Consider the following 17,728-nt stretch of genomic DNA (forward strand, 5'->3'; position numbering starts at 1 on the left):
CACCGCGGCCGGCTCAACGTGCTCGCCCACAACCTCGGGCGGCCCTACGAGACGATCTTCGCCGAGTTCGAGGGCGCCTCCTCGCTCGAGGCGATCACGACGATCCCGCAGGGCGGCACCGGCGACGTGAAGTACCACCACGGCGCCCAGGGCAGCTACCAGCTCGGGGACGGCGAGACGATCCTCGTCAACCTCGAGAGCAACCCGTCGCACCTCGAGTTCGTCCATCCGGTCGTCCTCGGCGCGACCCGCGCGGCGCAGACGACGCGCCAGGGCCCGCACGCGCACCGCGACCCGGCCTCCGCCGTCCCGATCGTCCTCCACGGCGACGCGGCGTTCCCCGGCCAGGGGGTCGTCGCGGAGTCGCTCAACCTCCAGGCCCTCGACGGCTACCAGGTCGGCGGCACGATCCACATCGTGCAGAACAACCAGGTCGGCTTCACCACCGACCCGGAGGACTCGCGGTCGACCCGCTGGGCGTCCGACATCGCGAAGGGCTACGACTGCCCGATCATCCACGTCAACGCCGACGACGTCGAGGCGTGCATCGCCGCGGTGCGGCTCGCCTGCGCGTTCCGCCAGGAGTTCGGGCACGACGTCCTCATCGACCTCATCGGCTACCGCCGGTTCGGCCACAACGAGGCCGACGAGCCCGCCTACACGCAGCCGGAGATGGTCGCGACGATCAAGAAGCACCCGCGCGTGTCGCAGGTCTTCGGCGAGCACCTCGTCAAGGACGGCGTCCTGGCCCAGGACGAGGTCGACGCGATGAGCCAGGCGATCTGGGACGAGCTCACGAAGCTGCACCAGGAGCTCAAGGCGCAGATCAAGGCGGCCGAGGAGGCGGGCACCGTCGAGCAGCCGACCGGCGAGTACCAGCTCGACCGCTCGCCGTCCCCCGAGGTGAAGACCGCGGTGAGCTCCGAGCGCCTGCGCGTCCTCAACGAGGAGCTCCTGCGGGTGCCGGACGGGTTCAGCATCCACCCGAAGCTCGGCAAGCAGCTCGAGCGCCGTCGCGGCGCGCTCGGCGACGAGGGCGGCATCGACTGGTCGCACGCCGAGTCGCTCGCGTTCGCGTCGCTCCTCACCGAGGGCATCCCGATCCGGCTCACCGGTCAGGACTCCGAGCGCGGCACGTTCAGCCAGCGCCACCTCGTCCTCCACGACCACAAGACGGGTCAGACGACCTCGCCGATCCAGTCGCTGCCGGGCGCGCTCGCGCCGTTCGAGCTGCACAACTCGCCGCTCAGCGAGATCGCCTGCCTCGGCTTCGAGTACGGGTACTCGCAGGAGGCGCCCGAGACGCTCGTGCTCTGGGAGGCGCAGTTCGGCGACTTCGCGAACGGCGCGCAGGTCATCATCGACCAGTTCATCGTGTCCGGCCTCGCGAAGTGGGGCCAGAGCTCGCGGCTCACGCTGCTGCTCCCGCACGGCTACGAGGGCTCGGGCCCCGAGCACTCCTCGGCCCGTCTCGAGCGGTTCCTCCAGCTCGCGGCGGAGGGGAACATCCGGGTCGCGAACCTCACGACGCCGGCGCAGTACTTCCATCTGCTGCGTCGTCAGGCGCGGATCGCGAAGCAGCGGCCGCTCATCATCATGACCCCGAAGTCGCTCCTGCGGCTGCCGCAGGCGACGAACCGCATCCAGCACCTCGCGGAGACGCAGTTCTTCCCGGTCCTCGGGGAGCCGCGCGTCCCGGTCGACAAGGTGAAGCGCCTCATCCTCTGCACCGGCAAGATCTACTACGACCTCGTCGGCCATCCGTCGCGCGAGGACAACGAGGCGGTCGCGGTGGGCCGGGTCGAGCTGCTCTACCCGTTCCCCGAGTCGCAGCTGCGCGAGCTCGCGGACACCTACCCGAACCTCGAGGAGGTCGTGTGGGTGCAGGAGGAGCCGCGCAACATGGGCGCCCGCGCGCACATGTTCCCGCGCCTCATGCAGATCCTCCCCGACCACCTCAAGCTCGGGTACATCGGCCGGCCGGAGCGCGCGAGCCCGGGCGAGGGTTACCCGGCGGCGCACAACACCGAGCAGGCGCGGATCCTCCGCACGGCGCTCGATCTCTCGATCCCGGTGTCGCTGTACCCCAAGAAGACGCCGGGCGAGCGGTAGAGCGGCACGAGCGCATCCTCGCGCGCGTCCGCCGCGTGCCGCCCGGCTTCGTCACCACCTACGGCGACGTCTCGCCGGGCGCGCCGCGGCTGACGGGGCACGTCCTGCGTGCGGCCGGCGGGGACGGCGACCTCCCCTGGTGGCGGGTGGTCCGCGCCGACGGCTCGCTCGCGAAGGGCGCGCGGCAGCGGGCGCTCCTCGCGGCCGAGGACGTCCCGTTCGTCCCCGGCGCCGACCGCGTCGACCTCAGGGCGGCGCGGATCCCGCCGGAGGCGATCGGGTAGGACTTCGCGCATGTGGCTCTCCCGCGACGTCACGCTCGACGCCCGCCCGCGCGGCTTCCACCTCGTCACCCGGGACGTCCTCTCCGCGGTGCCCGAGCTCCAGGACCTCGAGGCGGGGCTCCTCCACGTCCACATCCAGCACACCTCGGCGTCGCTCACCCTCAACGAGAACGCCTCGCCCGACGTGCGCCGCGACTTCGAGGCCTGGGTGAACGCCGCCGTCCCCGAGGACTTCGCGTGGACGCACACGCTCGAGGGTTCCGACGACATGCCGGCGCACGTGAAGGCCTCGCTCATGGGCCCATCCCTGACGCTTCCCGTCCGCGACGGCGACCTCGCGCTCGGGACGTGGCAGGGGATCTACCTCTGCGAGCACCGGGACCGGGGCGGTCCGAGGACGCTCACGCTCACGCTGCACGGGGAGTAGGGGCGCTTCGGACGACGTGGCCGGGCGGCGCGCGTCTCTCGGGCGCTCAGCTGGCCACGGCGCGTGTGCGGCGGTGGTGACGCTCGCGGTCCGGCGGCTCCCACGGGGCGGCGTTGCCGCGGCAGAGCCTCGGGCGTGCTGCTCTCAGGCGATACCGGAACCGCAGCCTGCGCGATGCAGGCGCGACGAGGTGGGGGTCACGGCGATACGCACTTGACGTAGACGAAGAAGACCGTATCCGTGCCCGTCGGCGCCGAGTAGCGGACCTGCGCTTCCCACCTGCGCTCGTTGTTGGGTGCCGGGCGGTCCGTCAGATAGACGATCGAGTCGCGCGTGCTCGCTGGCGTGAGACCCGACGGCGTGACGCCGCCGCCCACCGCTTTGTGCCCGAATGGGCAGTCCGCGCCCATGGCCGAGCTTCCGATGAGGTTTCCCGCGACGGTGTTCTCGGCGGTCACGGTGCTGATGCGTGCGAGGTCGATCGCTCCCGCCGGCCCTTGCGGCCCCGCAGGCCCGGTCTCGCCGGTGGGGCCCCTGTCGCCGGTGGGGCCCGTGGGGCCCTGTGGGCCGGGGGGTCCCGGCGGCCCCTTCAGCTGGCTGGCGTCGAGCCCGTCGACCTTGTCGGCGTTGAGGTTGGACACCAGCCCGGTGCCGTTGGTGACGAACGGGGCGTCGGTCGCAGCGCCCACCTCGAACAGGCCGGCCGGGCCGGCCTTCGACGCGAGCTCGAAGGCGAAGCCGTTGGCCAAGTTCGAGGCGCGTAGACACGGAGCAGACCCGGCGGACGTGCCGCCAGCCGCGCCCCGGCAGCCGTACACCGCGGCGCCACCGGCCTTCGCACCGGTCTGCGTGTTCGATTGGCGGGTGACGTAGCCCCCCTTGCCGCCGGCCGTGGCGTCGAACTTGCCGATGATCTCCGTCTCGCCCCGAGTCGTGCCGTTGCGGACGCCCTCACGCAGCGCATCGCCGGTCGCTGCCACGCCCAACGGCGCCAACAGCACGGCGAGCGCGACACCGATCAGCACTCCCCTTGCGCTCGGCGCCCGCACCCGCCGGCCGCGCTCCTGGCTGCGCATCTCCTCCAGGGCTGCTTCGGCCGCCTCGAGGCGACGGCTCAGCTCAGCAAGTCGTTCATCGGGCACCACTCGACATCACTCTTCCTGGGGTCGACGCCCTGCCGCGTTGGCACGTGACCGACCCTCCCAGCGGCGGTCGACCAGGTCAAGGACGGCGACCGCGAGCCCCTGTGGGGCACACGGCGACGCGGCTCCTCCACGGTCGGACCACCTCTGTCGACGCGCCGGAGACCACGCGGCCCCGGCCCCTGGTCGAGCGCGGGGCCGGCCGGCCGCGACGTGCGTCTTGGCTTCCACCGCCCCGGTCGACGCGAGAGGTGACGGCCTGGCCGATGCGCGGGTGCCCTCGGGGGAGGTGCGCGGCCACGCGCCGTCCGAGACTTCAGCGCCAGGGCGAACGCCCTGGACGGCCTGGACGGGCGCCCACCCTGACGAAACTCACGATGAGGGTGAGTTTCGTCAGGCGGGGGTGGGTCAGGCGCCCTTCCAGACGGGGGCGCGCTTCTCCTTGAAGGCGGTCGCGCCCTCCTTCGCGTCCTCCGACGCGAAGACGGGACCGCCGATCTTGCCCTGCTCGTCCCACATCTCGTCGAGGGACCAGTCCTGCTGCTTCTCGATGATCTCCTTCGAGGCCATGATCGCGAGCGGGCCGTTCTCGGCGATGCGCCCGGCGAGCTCGATCGCCACGTCGACGGCGCTGCCGGGGTCGGCGACGCGGTTGACGACGCCGAACTCGTGGAAGCGCTCGGCGGGCATCGGATCGCCGGTGAGCGCGAGCTCCATGACGACGTGGTAGGGCATCCGGCGCGGAAGGCGCAGGAGCGCTCCGGCAGCGGCGACGAGCGAGCGCTTCGACTCGGGGATGCCCATCTTCGCGCCCTTCGCGGCGACGATCAGGTCGCACGACAGCGCGATCTCCATGCCGCCCGCGACCGCGAAGCCCTCGACCGCGGCGATGAGCGGCTTGCGCGAGGCCTTCTGCGTGATCCCGGCGAAGCCGCGGTCGCCGTACCAGGGCGACTCGCCCTTCACGAACGCGCCGAGGTCCATCCCCGCGCAGAAGAAGCCGCCGGCGCCGGTGAGCACCCCGACCTGCAGCTCGGGATCGTCGTCGAACGCGTCGAGAGCGTCGCTGAGGCCCTTCGCGAGCTCGGCGTTGACCGCGTTGCGGACCTCGGGGCGGTTGAGGGTGATGAGGAGGACGTTGCCGCGCCGCTCGGTGAGGACGGCGGGCTGCTGGGAGTCGGTCTCGGACATGGGTGCAGCCTATGGCCCGTGCAGGGGCGCGCGTCCATAGGATCGCCCGATGCGCGAGATCGCCGACGGCGTCCACCAGATCCCCCTCTTCCCCCGCTGCGCGGTGAACGCCTATCTCGTCGGCGAGACCCTCGTCGACTCCGGGCTCAAGGGAAGCGTGCCGAGGATCCTGCGCGACCTCGATGCGGCCAGCGCGGTCGTCACCCGCCACGTCATCACGCACGCCCACGGCGACCACGCCGGCGGCAGCGCCGACATCGCCGAGAAGCTCGGGATCCCCGTGCACGTCGGCGCGGCGGACCGTCAGACAGCCGAGAGCGGCGAGCCTCCGCTCTCGCCGACGGTCGACCGGCCCGGCGTCCGCAGCGTCGCCCGCATGTTCGGCAGCTTCGACGGGGTGAGCGTCGACGCGACGCTGAGCGAGGGCGACGAGGTCGGCGAGGGCTTCGTCATCCTCGACACGCCGGGCCACTCGGCGGGCCACATCGTCCTCTGGCGCGAGTCCGACGGCGTGCTCGTGTGCGGGGACGTCGTGACGAACATGAACCTGGCGACGACGCGGCCGGGCCTCCACGAGCCGCCGCGGGCCTTCACCCCGGACCCCGCACGCAACCGCGAGTCGATCCGGCGGATCGCCGAGCTCGGCCCGCGCGTCCTCTGCCCGGGCCACGGCCCGGTCCTCACCGACGCGGCGGACCGCCTGCGCGCCTTCGCCGCGGCCCTCTGACCGACGGCCCGTTCCGGGACGGCCCCGGCCTCGCCGGCCGAACCGGAGTCCTGGGGTGCCATGGCGCCCCAGGACTCCGGTTCGGCGCGAAGGCGGGTCAGGCGAAGAGGGTGAGGTCGGGCTCGCGCTCGCCGCGCAGCACGGCGAGGTCGACCTCGACGCAGCGCAGCCCGCGCGACTCGGCGAGCGTCCGCGCCTGCGGCTTGATCTGCTGGGCGGCCAGGACCCCCTGGCACTCGCCCATCGCCGGGTCCTGGCGGATGAAGTCGAGGTAGCGGGTGAGCTGCTCGACCGCCTCGATCGTCGCGACCCGCTTGATCTCGACCGCGACCCAGCCGTCGTCCGCGTCCCGGCACATGAGGTCGACGGGCCCGATGTCGGTCGCCCACTCGCGCTTCACGAGCCGGAAGCCCTCGCCGCACCAGTGGGGCGCCGCGGCGAGCTCCTCCTGGAGGTGCTTCTCCACGCCGTCCTTCTCGAGCTCGGCGGCCTCTCCCATGTCGTGCGTGACGTCGGAGACGACCTCGCAGACCCGGATCTCGAGCCGGTCCTCCGTCTTGCCCGCGAACTTGCGGACGACGAGGCGCTCGAGCGGCTCCCCGTCCTCCTCGATGACGGTCGGCGGCGTCATCCAATTCTGCGGCTTGTACCCGCCGGTGTCGGCGTGGACCATGACCGAGCCGTCGCTCTTGATCATGAGCAGCCGCAGCGCCTCGGGGAGGAGCGCGGTGAGCCGGCCGGTGTAGACGACCTCGCAGCGGGCGACGATGACGCGCATGGTTCGGCACCGTACGACGCCAGGCGGACGCCGTGCCGCGAGCCCCACGACAAAGGGGCGCGGCCGGAGTCCCCGGGCCGCGCCCCTTGGCCGTGACGTGCGTCGGCTGACGCTAGATCTTGTCGGCGATCGTCGCCCCGCCGCTCTTCTCGGCGACGTAGCAGTTGTAGTAGAGCGGGTCGCCGGCGACCGAGAGGCGGTGCTGGTAGCGGTGCTCGACGAGGACGTTGATGCGTCCCGCCTCGTCCAGCTCGCGCATGAGCTTCGAGAAGCCGCTCTCGTCCTCGCGCGCGCTGCAGAAGCGGTCGCGCAGCGTGAACGCCACGAGGCCGCCGTCCTCGACGTAGTCATAGGCCTGCGCGAAGGCGGCCGGCGGGATGTCGCCGAAGCCGAGCGCCGCGACCGTCGTCATGCAGTTGAACGGCGTCTCGCTCAGCGCCCGGTGGTCGGGCTCCGGGACGTCCGTGAGGTCGATGACGTGGTAGTCGTCGTAGAGGTCCGGGCGGTCGCGCTCGGCGGCCATCGCAGCCTCGGGGAGGATGTCGACGCCGACGATGCGCTGCGCGCCGAGCTCCGCGATCTCCTCGGCGACCATCCCGTTGCCGGCGCCGACGTCGAGGAGGACGAGGTCGTCGGCCGAGCGGCCGCGGTCGTCGAGGACGTCCTCGAGGAGCCCGCGGACGACCTCGGGGGAGTTGCACTGCAGGGTCTCGTAGAAGAGGAGCTCGTAGAGACCGGGAACCTTGAAGAGCTCGTCGTAGTCGTGGAAGCGCAGCCGGCGGAGCCCCTCCGGCGTCTCGACGTCGCACCACTCCGCGTCCTGATCGGGAACGTCCTTGTCGACCGTGGGGAGATGGACGAGGACCTTCTCGTCTAGGACATGCGGCTCGCTCGACATCGGCACGACTCCTCTCGTTGGGCGCAGGCAGGCGCCGCGCACACGCGAGGGCGTGCCCGGGCCACACTCGGGGGACTCCGCTCGGGCCCGGCGGGGGGCCTCGAGCCGAATGTCACCTACCCGCGTTCACGGGTTTCAATCCTCCGGATTTTCAGTGGCACGTGACCACCCCCGGACGTCCTCGTCGGCTCGGCGCCTGGAGGACGCTGGAACACGCGCCGCTCAGGCGCGCTGACCTGCATGGACCCGGAAGGTCCCGGCATGAGCCCCAGGTGCGACGCAGCGATTCGCGTCACGCGTGGTGCAGGTCGTTCCACCGGTCTGGTCGGTGCCTGCAGAGCAGCATACCGATTCACTCACACCCGGGGAGGAGGACTTCTCCCCCCAGTGGTGCGAATTCCCTGGACGGACGGGGTCAGGCGGCGGGCAGAACCCGTGCCTCGATGGCGCGCAGACGCTCGACGAGGTCCCGCACCTCGGGCTCCGAGGGACTGATGTCGAGCGCGCGCTCGCACGCCGCGATCGCATCCGAGACCCTGTCCGTCCGGGCGAGCGCGTGCGCATAGCGCGCCCACGCCTCGAACGACTCCGGGGAGAGGAACGTCGCCTGCTCGGTCGCCGTCACCTCACCGCCGAGATCACCCGCGAGGTGGAGGGCCGTCGCCAGGTCGAGCAGGCCCTCGGCCGTCGGACCGAGGCCGCGGGCCGTCTCGAGCGCGTCGATCGCGCCCTCGCGGTCCATGAGCCGCAGGCGCACGCGCCCGAGCCGCTCCCACGCCGAGGCGTCGGACGGAGCCCGGTCGACCGCGCGCTGGGCCGCCTCCCCGGCGAGGTCGAACGCGCCCATGTCCTCGTAGATCCGCGAGGCGAAGCGGTGCGGCGTCGGTCGCTCGCCCTCGACGCGGGCCCAGTCGCGGACGGTGCGACCGGCCGCCGGCAGGTCCCCCGCCTGCCAGAACGCGAGGGTCATGAGACGCAGGACCGATGGGTTGCGAGGGTCCGCGTCGCGCGCGTAGATGAGCCGCTGCGCCGCGAGCGCGTAGTCGCTCTCGGCCATCGCGTGCTGTGCGGCGGTGAGGAAGCGCTGGACGCGGTCGGCCCCCGGGTCGGGCTTCGAGAAGTCGACGAACTGGAGGCTGCCCGCGGGCACGGTGCGGATGCCGACCTGGAAGGTGACGCGCGCCCACTGCTGGACGTCGTCGCCGTCGCCCGTGAAGTAGATGCCGGTCACCGATCCCACGCCCCACTCCGGATACGAGATGCAGCGCGCGTAGCGGTGGACGACCGAGTGGTCGGGGACGCGCGATCCGAACGGGTCGTTCTTCGCGCGATCGGCCGCGGACTCGCGCGCCCGCTGCTCGGCCTCGTAGGCGCGCCGGCCCTCCTCCGCGCGCGCCTCGCGGGCCGCCGCCGCGCTCGCGCGCACGGCGTTGCGCGTGACGCGGCCGCCACGGGACTCCTCGGCGAGCCGCTCGAGCTGATCGGCGGCCTCGTTGATCGCCTTGAGATGCCGCTCGTGCTCGAGCTGCCGGCCGGGAGGGGCGAGGTCCGGGTGCCAGACCTTGGCGAGCTTGCGCCGCGCGAGCTGGACGTCGCGCTTCGCGAACGGAGGCTCGAGCTCGAGGAGAAGCAGCGACTGCTCGATGTCGAGGACCTGCGGCATGGACATTCCAGGGTACCGCGACCCGGTGGGCTGCCCGCGGGGCGTCGGTCCCTATCCTGGGACGGGCGATGAGCTCCCAGTACGTCTTCCAGATGAACCGCGTCTCGAAGCGGTACCCGCCGGACAAGGTGGTCTTCGACGACGTCAGCCTCGCCTTCTACCCGGGGGCGAAGATTGGCGTCCTCGGCTACAACGGCGCGGGCAAGTCCTCGCTCCTGCGGATCATGGCCGGCAAGGACGACGACTACCGCGGCGAGGCGATCCTCGGGATCAACCGCACGGTGGGCATCCTCGAGCAGGAGCCCGACCTCCGCGACGGCGCGACCGTGAAGGAATGCGTCGAGGAGGGCGTCGCAGAGACGAAGGCGCTGCTCGACCGCTTCAACGAGCTCGCCGCGAACTACTCCGAGGAGACGGCGGACGAGTTCGCGAAGCTCCAGGAGAAGATCGACGCCGCCGACGCGTGGAACCTCGACACCCAGCTCGAGTACGCGATGGACGCCCTGCGCTGCCCGCCGTCCGACGCGGTCGTCGACAGCCTCTCCGGCGGTGAGCGCCGCCGCGTCGCGCTCTGCCGGCTCCTCCTCAGCCAGCCCGACCTCCTCCTCCTCGACGAGCCCACGAACCACCTCGACGCGGAGTCGGTCGCCTGGCTCGAGCGCCATCTCGCCGAGTACGAGGGCGCGGTCGTCGCGGTCACCCACGATCGCTACTTCCTCGACAACGTCGCCCAGTGGATCCTCGAGCTCGACCGCGGCAAGGGCTTCCCCTTCGAGGGCAACTACACCGCCTGGCTCGAGAACAAGGCGAAGCGCCTCGCGCAGGCCGAGCGCCAGGACAAGGCGCGCGAGCGGGTCATCGCCGCCGAGCTCGAGTGGGTGCGGACGAACCCGAAGGGCCGGCGGACGAAGTCGAAGGCGCGCCTCGCCCGCTACCAGGAGCTCGTGGAGGAGGAGAAGCAGGTCCGCCTCGACGAGGTGCAGATCCACATCCCGCCGGGGCCGCGTCTCGGCGGCACGGTCATCGAGGCCGACGGGGTGCGCAAGGCGTTCGGCGACAAGCTCCTCATGGAGGACCTCTCGTTCTCGCTGCCGCCCGCCGGCATCGTCGGCGTCATCGGCCCCAACGGGGCGGGCAAGACGACGCTCTTCAAGATGATCACCGGGCAGGAGCAGCCCGACGTCGGGACGATCACGCTCGGCGACACGGTGCAGCTCGCCTACGTCGACCAGTCGCGCGACGCGCTCGATCCCGACAAGACGGTGTGGGAGGAGATCTCGGGCGGCTACGACCACATCGACGTCGGCGGCCGGGAGATGAACTCGCGGCAGTACGTCGCGGGGTTCAACTTCAAGAAGGGCGACCAGCAGCAGAAGGTCGGGACGCTCTCCGGCGGTCAGCGCAACCGCGTCCACCTCGCGAAGCTGCTGCGCTCCGGCGGCAACCTCCTCCTGCTCGACGAGCCGACGAACGACCTCGACGTCGAGACGCTGCGCGCGCTCGAGCAGGCGCTCCTCACGTTCCCGGGCTGCGCGGTCATCATCTCCCACGACCGCTTCTTCCTCGACCGCATCGCGACGCACGTCCTCGCCTTCGAGGGCGACTCGCAGGTCGTCTGGTTCGAGGGCAACTTCGAGGCCTACGAGGAGAACCGCCACGAGCGCCTCGGCGCGGAGGCCGACAGGCCGCACCGCATCAGCTACAAGCGGCTGACGCGCGGCTGAGCGCGGGATGAGCGGCGTCGTCGAGATCACGGAGTTCACCGACCCCGCCTGCCCGTTCTCGTACAACGCGGAGCCGCTGCGCTGGCGGCTGCTCTGGCGCTACGAGGGGCATCTCGACTGGACGTCGCGGATGGTCGTGCTCAGCGACCGGTCCGAGGACTACACGGCCCGGGGACTCACCGCGCAGCTGCTCGCCCAGAGCGCGGCGGCGCTCGCCGACGAGCACGGCATGCCGACGGACTCGCGGCCGAAGATCCGTCCTCCCGCGACGCGCCCGGCGTGCACGGCCGTCGTCGCCGTCCGCGAGCACGTCGGCCGGCCGCAGGCGCACGCGCTCCTGCGCGCTCTCCGCGTCCGCAGCTTCTCGGGCGAGCTGCTCGACGAGGAGGACACGATCGCCGCCGCCGCCGGCGACGCCGGGCTCGATGCGCCGCAGGTCCTCGCGTGGATGCGCGACGAGGGCGTCGTCGCGGCGGTCGACGCCGACCGGCGCGCGGCGCGCACGCCGTCCCCGGCCGCCTCCGTGCTCGAGGAGCGGCTCACCTGCCACGAGGGCGCGTGCCGGTACGCGTGCCCGAGCCTCGAGCTCGTCCGGTCCTCGGACGGCCTGCGGATGTCGGCCCCGGGGTTCCTGCCGGGCGCGGTCCACGACGTCCTCCTCGCGAACCTCCTCCCCGGCGTCCCGCGTCGGGAGCCGCCGGCGAGCGCGGAGGAGCTCCTCCGCTGGGCGGGCGTCCCCCTCGCGACGGTGGAGGTCGCCGCCGTCCGGGACATCGCGCCCGACGAGGCGCGCGACGAGCTCGCGCGCGTCGCGCGGCGCCGCGACGTCGGCCGCGACGGCTTCTGGTCGCTCGAGCGCTGAGTCGCCGCGCACCCCGCGAGATGCAGCTTCGTGACCGCCTGGGTCACGAAGCTGCATCTCGCAGCGTGAGGAGCGCGCCCAGCGCCGCGGGGATCTCGGCGGCCGAGTCGACGACGGCGTCGGCAGCCGCGAGCTCGTCGCGGCCGAACGGGCCGGTCGTCACCGCGACGGCGTGGACGCCGTCGGCGCGAGCGCAGGCGATGTCGCGCGGCGTGTCGCCGATGACGACCGTCCGCTCGCGCGGCCAGTGGTCGCCGTCGGTGCCGGCGGCGCGGCGCCGCGCGACCGCCGGGAGCCGCTCGCGGTCGTGGTGGTCGTCGCCGTAGGCGCCCTCGTGCGGGGAGAACCACTCGCCGAGGCCCGCCGCGCCCAGCTTGCGGTGCGCGATCTCGACGTAGTTCCCGGTGAGGAGCGCGATGCGCGTGTCGTCCTCGGTCGCGAGCGCGGTGAGCAGCTCCGGCACGCCTGCGGCGACGTGCGCGGAGAGGTCGTCCGGGCAGAGGCGCTCGTAGTGGCGCACCGCCGCCGCGGCGACCTCGGCCTCCGCCGCGATGACGTCCGGCTCGGGGACGCCGGCGGCGAGCGCGAGGCGGCGCGTGATCCACGTGTCCGTGCGGCCCGCGGCATCGACGTGCGCCGTCGCCCGCGCGCCGTGCACCTCCTCGACCGCGGCGTGGAGCGCGTCGCGGTGGGCGTCGGACGCCGAGATGAGGAGCGTCCCGTCGATGTCGAAGAGGAGGAGCAACCGTGCGGTCTCGATCTGGTCGCACGGCCTTCCACGCCGCGCCTGGGAAGCGTACCGTCGCCGGCGTGGCCCTCTACCGGCGCGTCGTCGGCACGCTCATCGTCATCGGCGCGATCGTGCTCGCGTCCTTCACGATCCACGACCTCGTCGTCGTCGGGACGTGCGGCGCGCCTCCGGGCGCCATCGCCGCGCGGCCGTGCCCCGAGGGCACCGGGTCGGACATCGCGCTCCTCGTCGCCGCGATCTTCGTGCTCCCGCTCGTCGGGGTCGGCATCGCGCGGTCCTGGTGGCTCGTCGTCCCGTGGTGGTGCCTGCTGTGGCTCGGGATGGGCGCGGCCTCGATCGTCGCGGACGGCGCCCCCGAAGCGCCACCGGGCGACGACGCCCTCATCATCGGGATCACGTTCCTCGCGATCGGCGCGCTGTCGACGCTCGTGGCGCTCGGCCTCCTCCTCGCCGGGCGCGCCACCCGGCCCGCCGCCGGCGCGCAGCCCCTGCGGATCGTCGTGCGCCGACCGCGGCGCTGACTCAGCGCGCGAACGACGTCTGCGCCGTGAGGCGCTGGGCGAACGCCGCGATGAGCTTCGCCGCGTTCTCGACGTCGGAGACCTGGACCATCTCGACCGGCGAGTGCATGTAGCGCAGCGGCAGGCCGATGAGCCCGCACGGGATGCCCGCCCGCGAGAGGTGGACCGCGTCGGCGTCGGTGCCGGTGCGCCCGGCCGACGAGCTGAGCGTCACCTCGATGCCCTCGGCCTCGGCGGCGTCATTGAGGAGCTCGAAGACGACGGGGTTGAGGATCGAGCCGCGCTCGAGCACGGGGCCGGAGCCGAGCGGGTGCTTGCCGAGCTCCTTCACCTCGACGCCCGGCTGGTCGGTCGCGAAGGTCACGTCGACGACGATCGCGACGTCGGGCTCGAGCGACCAGGCGGCCGCCCGCGAGCCGGCCATCGTGATCTCCTCCTGCACCGCGGCGACGGCGACGACGTCCCCGGGTGCGCCGCCGGCCTCGGCGACGAGCCGCGCCGCCTCGTAGGCGACGAAGCAGCCGAGGCGATTGTCCATCGAGCGCGAGACGGCGCGCCCGTTCGGCATCTCGACGGGCTCGCCGGCGATGACCGCGACGTCGCCGATGCGGACGCGGCCGCGCGCCTCGTCGCCGTCCTTCGCGCCGATGTCGACGTGGAGGTCCTCGAGCTTCGTCGGCTTGTCGCGCGCGTCGCCCTTGAGGAGGTGGATCGGCTTCTTGCCGATGACGCCCGGGACGACGCCGTCCTTCGTCGTCACCTCGACGCGCTGGCCGACGAGGTTCGGGGGGTCCCACCCGCCGACGCCGACGAAGTAGAGGAAGCCCTCGTCGTCGATGTGCGTGACGATGAGGCCGATCTCGTCGATGTGGCCGACGATCGCGAGTCGCGGCCCGTCACCCGTGCCGGCGACCCGCGCCCACGTCGAGCCCATGACGTCCGTCGTCACCTCGGCGAACTCGGCGGCGGCGTCGCGGAAGACGGCGGCGGGCGCGGTCTCGTAGCCGGAGGGCCCGGCGGCGGTGAGGAGTCGGCGGAGGACGGGCGGGATCGTCATGCCGTGGACGCTACCGAGCGCGCTGCACCCGCCTCTGCTGACGAAACCCACGCCCAGCGTGAGCTTCGTCAGCAGAGGCGGGTCCGGACGTCAGTTGAGGTTCGCCCGCAGGCGGCCCAGCTCGAGCTCGAGGACGGTTCGCGACTCGGCGTCGCAGGGAAGCGCGAGGCGCAGCTCGGCCGCGCGGATCGCGAGGCCGATGTTCCCGCGCTCCATCGCGCCCGCGCAGAGCGCCGTGAGGAGGTGGTAGGCGACCTGGTGGGGACAGCGCCAGCGGGCGTCGCCGAGCTCGTCCGGATCGACGCTCGCGAGGCCCGCGGCCGGGTCGAGGACGTGCGGCTCCGCCGCGCGCCGGTGGACGACGAGCGGGCGGCCGGAGGACATGAGGACCCCGAGAGGCACGCCGGAGCGGCGGCCGACGAGGACGGCGACCGCCGCGAGGGCGATCGCGTGCCCCGCACGACGCTCGAGGACCCGGTCGAGCGAGACCGCGTCGAGGTCGTGGGCGGGAATCGCGTGCAGGTCACCGAGGGCCTCGCGCAAGGCGTCGGCCTGGTGGGCGGGCGGACGACCCGCGACGTAGCCGACGTCGAGCGCGAGGCCGTCGAGCGTCGCGAGGACGCCGCTCACGTCGACGAGCCGGAACTCGGCGGTGAGCGCGACGAGGAAGCGGTCGAGGTCGGGACACGCGCCGCAGGCGAGGCGGGTGAACGTCGTGCTCGGCGGGGGATCGGGCGTCATGATTAGGTAAGCCTAATAGATTCCGATCGACTCGGTAGGAGATGCGGACGCGCCAGTTTCGCGCACCAGCGTGATCCCGCCAGGTCGCCCGGCTCGGACCGGGGCAACCCCGACCCACCCCATCTCACGGAGGAGACCCGTCATGCCCCGTTCCACCCCACGACGCGCCGTCGTCGTCGCCGGCACCCTCGCGCTCGTCGCTGCCGCCGCCCCGCCCGCCTCGGCCGAGCGCGCCGCCGTCCGCGGCGGCGACACGACGCTCCGCCTCGACCGGACCACGGCCAAGACCCTCGGCGGACTCGGGGTCTCGGTCACGCCGACGAGACCCGCCCGCTCCGTCTCGTCCGGGCTCCGGTTCCCCGTCACCCGCGGCACGCTCGACCTCTCGAGCGGCGCGGCGACCGTCCGGCACACCGGAGGGATCCGGCTGCGCGCGGGCGCGCGCCGCGTCACCCTCTCCGACTTCAACGTCGTCCTCGGCAAGCGGTCGTCGATGAGCGCGCGCGTCAACGGCGGCAAGCGACTCGGCGTCCTCGTCCCCGACGCGAGCCGGGCCCGGATCACCCGCGACGGGCTGCGGGTGACCGCCTCGAACGTCGCGCTCCGGCTCTCGGCGCGCGGCGCCCGCGCGCTCAACGCGACGTTCCACACGACGGCCTTCCGCTCGGGGCTGCGCCTCGGGACGGCCACCGTCCGCACGACGCTCAGCGAGATCGCGTTCAACGGCGGCGCCACGTCGCTCACGCTCGCGCCCGCGGCGGCGTCCGCGCTCGGGGCGCTCGGCATCACGCCCGGCCTCATCGCCCCCGCGACCGCCGGCCAGGGCGGGGCGCTGCAGTTCCCGATCACGGGCGGCAAGGTGAACGCCCGGACGCTCGCGGGTGAGATCCGGCACTCGGGCGGCATCACGCTCACGCGCGGCGCGACCGTCGTCTCGCTCTCGAAGTTCACCGTCGACACGCGCAACGCCGAGCTGACGGCCGACCTCGGGAACGGATCCCGCGCGGCGATCCTCTCGCTGTCGCTCGACGACGTCGACGTGACCGTCGACGACGACGGCGTGCGCGTCTCCGGCGTCACGGCCAGCCTCACGGCCACGGCAGCCGCTGCGCTCAACGCGGCATTCTCGACCACCGCGTTCACCGAGGGTCTCGTCCTCGGGACGGCGGTCGTCGAGGGCGAGCTCGAGTAGCGCCTCCTGCGGCGCGGCGCCGGGTCCACGGCGCCGCGCCGCACGGGCCCGCAGGCCACCCGGACTAAGGTGGCCTGCGTGACCGCGACGTCCGACCCGGGAGCGCCCCCGCCCGAGCCCGACCGGCCGCTCGCGCCCTCCGCCCACGCGTACTGGACGGCGGCCGGCGCGCTCGGCACCCTGCCTCTCCTGCTCCTCGCCGGGTCCGTGCTCCCCGGGCTGCTCTCGATCGACGACCGGCCCGTCTGGCTCCTGCCGCTTCTCGGCGTCCTCTTCGCGCTCGTCGTCGGCGCCGCGGTCGTCGTCCGTCCCCGTCTCCTCGTGCGGACGTGGCGCTACGCCGTCCGCGAGGACGAGGTGGACATCCGCCACGGGGCGTTCGTCGTCGTGCGGACCGTCGTGCCGATGGTGCGCGTGCAGCACGTCGACACGCGTCGGACGCCGCTCAGCGACGCGTTCGGGCTCTCGACCCTGCGTCTCCACACGGCGGCGGGAACGCACGAGATCCCGTGCCTCGAGCGCGCCGACGCCGACCGGCTGCGCAGCGAGATCGCGACGCGCGCGCACGTCCCCGATGAGCTCTGAGCGCCGTGAGCACCCCGCGGCGATCCTCCACGAAGCCCTCGGTGGCCTGCGCGAGATCGTCGTGCCGGTCCTCGTCGCCGTGCTCATCACGGGCAACATCGGGACCGCTCCGCTCTTCGGCCTCCTCGCGGTCGCCTTCTCCGTCGCGACCGGCTACGCCCGCTGGAACGCGCGTCGCTTCTGGATCGTCGAGAACGCGCTGCATCAGCGCAGCGGCGTGTTCACGCCGGACGTGACGACGATCCCCCTCGCCCGCATCACCGCGGTCGACGAGACCCAGGGGCTCGCGCAGCGCGTCGCCGGGGTCGTCGCCGTCGACGTGCAGACGGCCGGCGGCGGCGCGAGCGGCGAGATCGTCATCCAGGCGCTCACGCGCGACGACGCGGAGGCGCTGCGCCGGGCGCTCGGTCACGCCGCCCGACCGGACGACCTCGCCGCCCCCGAGCGTCCCGTCGCGCGCGCCGAGGGCACCGGAGAGGCCGACTGGCGCATGACGCCGCGCGACCTCCTCCTCACGGCCGTGACGACCCCGCAGACCGGCCTCGTCGTCTCGCTCGTCGGCTTCCTCGGGCTCATCGCGAGCGAGCTCGCCGAGGAGACCGACCCCGAGGACGTGCTCGACGCGCTCCCGGACGACCCCGTCGTGTGGACCGCGATCATCGTCGGCGCGCTCATCGCCGCGCTCGTGCTCGCGCTCGCCGGCGCCGTCGTGGCCTACGGCGGCTTCGAGGTGACGCGGGAGCCCGACCGGCTGCGCATCCGGCGCGGACTCGTGGAGCGTCGCAGCCAGAGCGTCCTGGTCGGCCGCGTCCACGCGATCCGCATCGACCGCTCGCCGCTGCGGCGGCTGCTCGGCCTGTGCCGCGTCCGCCTCGACGTCGCGGGCTACGCCGCCGAGCCCGCCGTCGCGCAGACCCTCGTGCCGATCTGCCGGCGGGCGGACGTCGAGGATCTCCTCGGCCGGCTCCTCCCCGAGCTGCCGTTCCCGGACGGCGAGCCGCTGCGCCCGCCCGCGCGCTCGCTGATCGCGTACGCGTTCGGTCCCGCCGCCGCCGCGGCCGCCGTCCTCGCCC

Annotated in this window: 18 protein-coding genes; 10 read left to right on the plus strand and 8 right to left on the minus strand. The window is 73.1% G+C overall.

The features are described from left to right. The 3 genes from ACME2J_RS19470 to ACME2J_RS19480 form a co-directional block, all read left to right on the plus strand. A partial coding sequence (locus ACME2J_RS19470; RefSeq protein ID WP_495546609.1) for a multifunctional oxoglutarate decarboxylase/oxoglutarate dehydrogenase thiamine pyrophosphate-binding subunit/dihydrolipoyllysine-residue succinyltransferase subunit occupies positions 1-2,112 on the plus strand: 2,112 nt, incomplete at its 5' end. A gap of 14 nt (positions 2,113-2,126) precedes the next feature. Then, complete coding sequence (locus ACME2J_RS19475) at positions 2,127-2,396, plus strand: MGMT family protein (RefSeq protein WP_495546626.1); 270 nt, start codon at positions 2,127-2,129, stop codon at positions 2,394-2,396. A 10-nt stretch (positions 2,397-2,406) separates the two neighbouring features. Continuing rightward, on the plus strand, positions 2,407-2,823 hold the full coding sequence (locus ACME2J_RS19480) for a secondary thiamine-phosphate synthase enzyme YjbQ (RefSeq protein WP_495546610.1): 417 nt from the start codon (positions 2,407-2,409) through the stop codon (positions 2,821-2,823). A gap of 197 nt (positions 2,824-3,020) precedes the next feature. Here ACME2J_RS19480 and ACME2J_RS19485 read toward each other — a convergent pair whose 3' ends face one another. After that, positions 3,021-3,968: a hypothetical protein gene (locus ACME2J_RS19485; RefSeq protein WP_495546611.1), complete on the minus strand. Its 948-nt coding sequence runs from the start codon at positions 3,966-3,968 to the stop codon at positions 3,021-3,023. Between the two features lie 405 nt (positions 3,969-4,373). Continuing rightward, positions 4,374-5,156 (minus strand): crotonase/enoyl-CoA hydratase family protein, encoded by a 783-nt coding sequence (locus ACME2J_RS19490; RefSeq protein ID WP_495546612.1) that lies wholly within the window; start codon positions 5,154-5,156, stop codon positions 4,374-4,376. Between the two features lie 49 nt (positions 5,157-5,205). Between ACME2J_RS19490 and ACME2J_RS19495 the strand changes: the two genes are divergently transcribed. Next, positions 5,206-5,883 (plus strand): MBL fold metallo-hydrolase, encoded by a 678-nt coding sequence (locus ACME2J_RS19495; protein ID WP_495546613.1) that lies wholly within the window; start codon positions 5,206-5,208, stop codon positions 5,881-5,883. Between the two features lie 97 nt (positions 5,884-5,980). On the opposite strand, the gene nucS is transcribed toward ACME2J_RS19495, so the two are convergent. From nucS to ACME2J_RS19510, 3 genes are all read right to left on the minus strand, one after another. After that, positions 5,981-6,661 carry an endonuclease NucS gene (gene nucS / locus ACME2J_RS19500; protein ID WP_495546614.1) on the minus strand — a complete coding sequence of 227 codons (681 nt, stop codon included), beginning with the start codon at positions 6,659-6,661 and terminating at the stop codon, positions 5,981-5,983. Between the two features lie 112 nt (positions 6,662-6,773). Further along, a complete protein-coding gene (locus ACME2J_RS19505) occupies positions 6,774-7,559 on the minus strand; it encodes a class I SAM-dependent DNA methyltransferase (protein ID WP_495546615.1) in 786 nt (261 codons plus the stop codon). Positions 7,560-7,974: 415 nt separating this feature from the next. Beyond that, positions 7,975-9,222, minus strand: coding sequence for a tetratricopeptide repeat protein (locus ACME2J_RS19510; protein WP_495546616.1), 1,248 nt, complete (start codon positions 9,220-9,222; stop codon positions 7,975-7,977). 68 nt (positions 9,223-9,290) lie between these two features. Between ACME2J_RS19510 and ettA the strand changes: the two genes are divergently transcribed. Both ettA and ACME2J_RS19520 read left to right on the plus strand, forming a co-directional pair. Then, positions 9,291-10,946: an energy-dependent translational throttle protein EttA gene (ettA, locus tag ACME2J_RS19515; RefSeq protein WP_495546617.1), complete on the plus strand. Its 1,656-nt coding sequence runs from the start codon at positions 9,291-9,293 to the stop codon at positions 10,944-10,946. Between the two features lie 7 nt (positions 10,947-10,953). After that, positions 10,954-11,808: a DsbA family protein gene (locus ACME2J_RS19520; protein ID WP_495546618.1), complete on the plus strand. Its 855-nt coding sequence runs from the start codon at positions 10,954-10,956 to the stop codon at positions 11,806-11,808. A gap of 43 nt (positions 11,809-11,851) precedes the next feature. Here the strand turns inward: ACME2J_RS19520 and ACME2J_RS19525 are convergent, their stop codons facing one another. Continuing rightward, a complete protein-coding gene (locus ACME2J_RS19525) occupies positions 11,852-12,553 on the minus strand; it encodes an HAD family hydrolase (RefSeq protein WP_495546619.1) in 702 nt (233 codons plus the stop codon). Between the two features lie 65 nt (positions 12,554-12,618). On the opposite strand from ACME2J_RS19525, the gene ACME2J_RS19530 reads away from it, so the two are divergent. Continuing rightward, complete coding sequence (locus ACME2J_RS19530; RefSeq protein WP_495546620.1) at positions 12,619-13,080, plus strand: hypothetical protein; 462 nt, start codon at positions 12,619-12,621, stop codon at positions 13,078-13,080. 1 nt (position 13,081) lies between these two features. Here the strand turns inward: ACME2J_RS19530 and ACME2J_RS19535 are convergent, their stop codons facing one another. Both ACME2J_RS19535 and ACME2J_RS19540 read right to left on the minus strand, forming a co-directional pair. After that, positions 13,082-14,137, minus strand: coding sequence for a M42 family metallopeptidase (locus ACME2J_RS19535; protein ID WP_495546621.1), 1,056 nt, complete (start codon positions 14,135-14,137; stop codon positions 13,082-13,084). Between the two features lie 90 nt (positions 14,138-14,227). Beyond that, on the minus strand, positions 14,228-14,878 hold the full coding sequence (locus ACME2J_RS19540; protein ID WP_495546622.1) for a transglutaminase family protein: 651 nt from the start codon (positions 14,876-14,878) through the stop codon (positions 14,228-14,230). 142 nt (positions 14,879-15,020) lie between these two features. Here ACME2J_RS19540 and ACME2J_RS19545 point away from each other — a divergent pair, with 142 nt between their 5' ends. From ACME2J_RS19545 to ACME2J_RS19555, 3 genes are all read left to right on the plus strand, one after another. Beyond that, entirely contained in the window at positions 15,021-16,070 is a 1,050-nt protein-coding gene (locus tag ACME2J_RS19545) for a hypothetical protein (protein WP_495546623.1), read from the plus strand. 78 nt (positions 16,071-16,148) lie between these two features. Continuing rightward, positions 16,149-16,655, plus strand: a complete 507-nt coding sequence (locus ACME2J_RS19550) for a PH domain-containing protein (protein ID WP_495546624.1) — start codon at positions 16,149-16,151, stop codon at positions 16,653-16,655. Next, positions 16,645-17,728, plus strand: a 1,084-nt coding sequence (locus tag ACME2J_RS19555) for a PH domain-containing protein (protein WP_495546625.1), incomplete at its 3' end; no start/stop codon positions are given. The genes ACME2J_RS19550 and ACME2J_RS19555, both read left to right, overlap by 11 nt.

This window comes from Paraconexibacter sp., assembly GCF_059438195.1.

Excerpts from the sequence above, each read along its gene's own strand:
- ACME2J_RS19510 (WP_495546616.1), bottom strand. The coding sequence starts at position 9,222 with ATGCCGCAGGTCCTCGACATCGAGCAGTCGCTGCTTCTCCTCGAGCTC.
- ettA (WP_495546617.1), top strand. The coding sequence starts at position 9,291 with ATGAGCTCCCAGTACGTCTTCCAGATGAACCGCGTCTCGAAGCGGTAC.
- ACME2J_RS19520 (WP_495546618.1), top strand. The coding sequence starts at position 10,954 with ATGAGCGGCGTCGTCGAGATCACGGAGTTCACCGACCCCGCCTGCCCG.
- ACME2J_RS19540 (WP_495546622.1), bottom strand. The coding sequence starts at position 14,878 with ATGACGCCCGATCCCCCGCCGAGCACGACGTTCACCCGCCTCGCCTGC.
- ACME2J_RS19505 (WP_495546615.1), bottom strand. The coding sequence starts at position 7,559 with ATGTCGAGCGAGCCGCATGTCCTAGACGAGAAGGTCCTCGTCCATCTC.
- nucS (WP_495546614.1), bottom strand. The coding sequence starts at position 6,661 with ATGCGCGTCATCGTCGCCCGCTGCGAGGTCGTCTACACCGGCCGGCTC.
- ACME2J_RS19535 (WP_495546621.1), bottom strand. The coding sequence starts at position 14,137 with ATGACGATCCCGCCCGTCCTCCGCCGACTCCTCACCGCCGCCGGGCCC.
- ACME2J_RS19480 (WP_495546610.1), top strand. The coding sequence starts at position 2,407 with ATGTGGCTCTCCCGCGACGTCACGCTCGACGCCCGCCCGCGCGGCTTC.
- ACME2J_RS19545 (WP_495546623.1), top strand. The coding sequence starts at position 15,021 with ATGCCCCGTTCCACCCCACGACGCGCCGTCGTCGTCGCCGGCACCCTC.
- ACME2J_RS19490 (WP_495546612.1), bottom strand. The coding sequence starts at position 5,156 with ATGTCCGAGACCGACTCCCAGCAGCCCGCCGTCCTCACCGAGCGGCGC.
- ACME2J_RS19495 (WP_495546613.1), top strand. The coding sequence starts at position 5,206 with ATGCGCGAGATCGCCGACGGCGTCCACCAGATCCCCCTCTTCCCCCGC.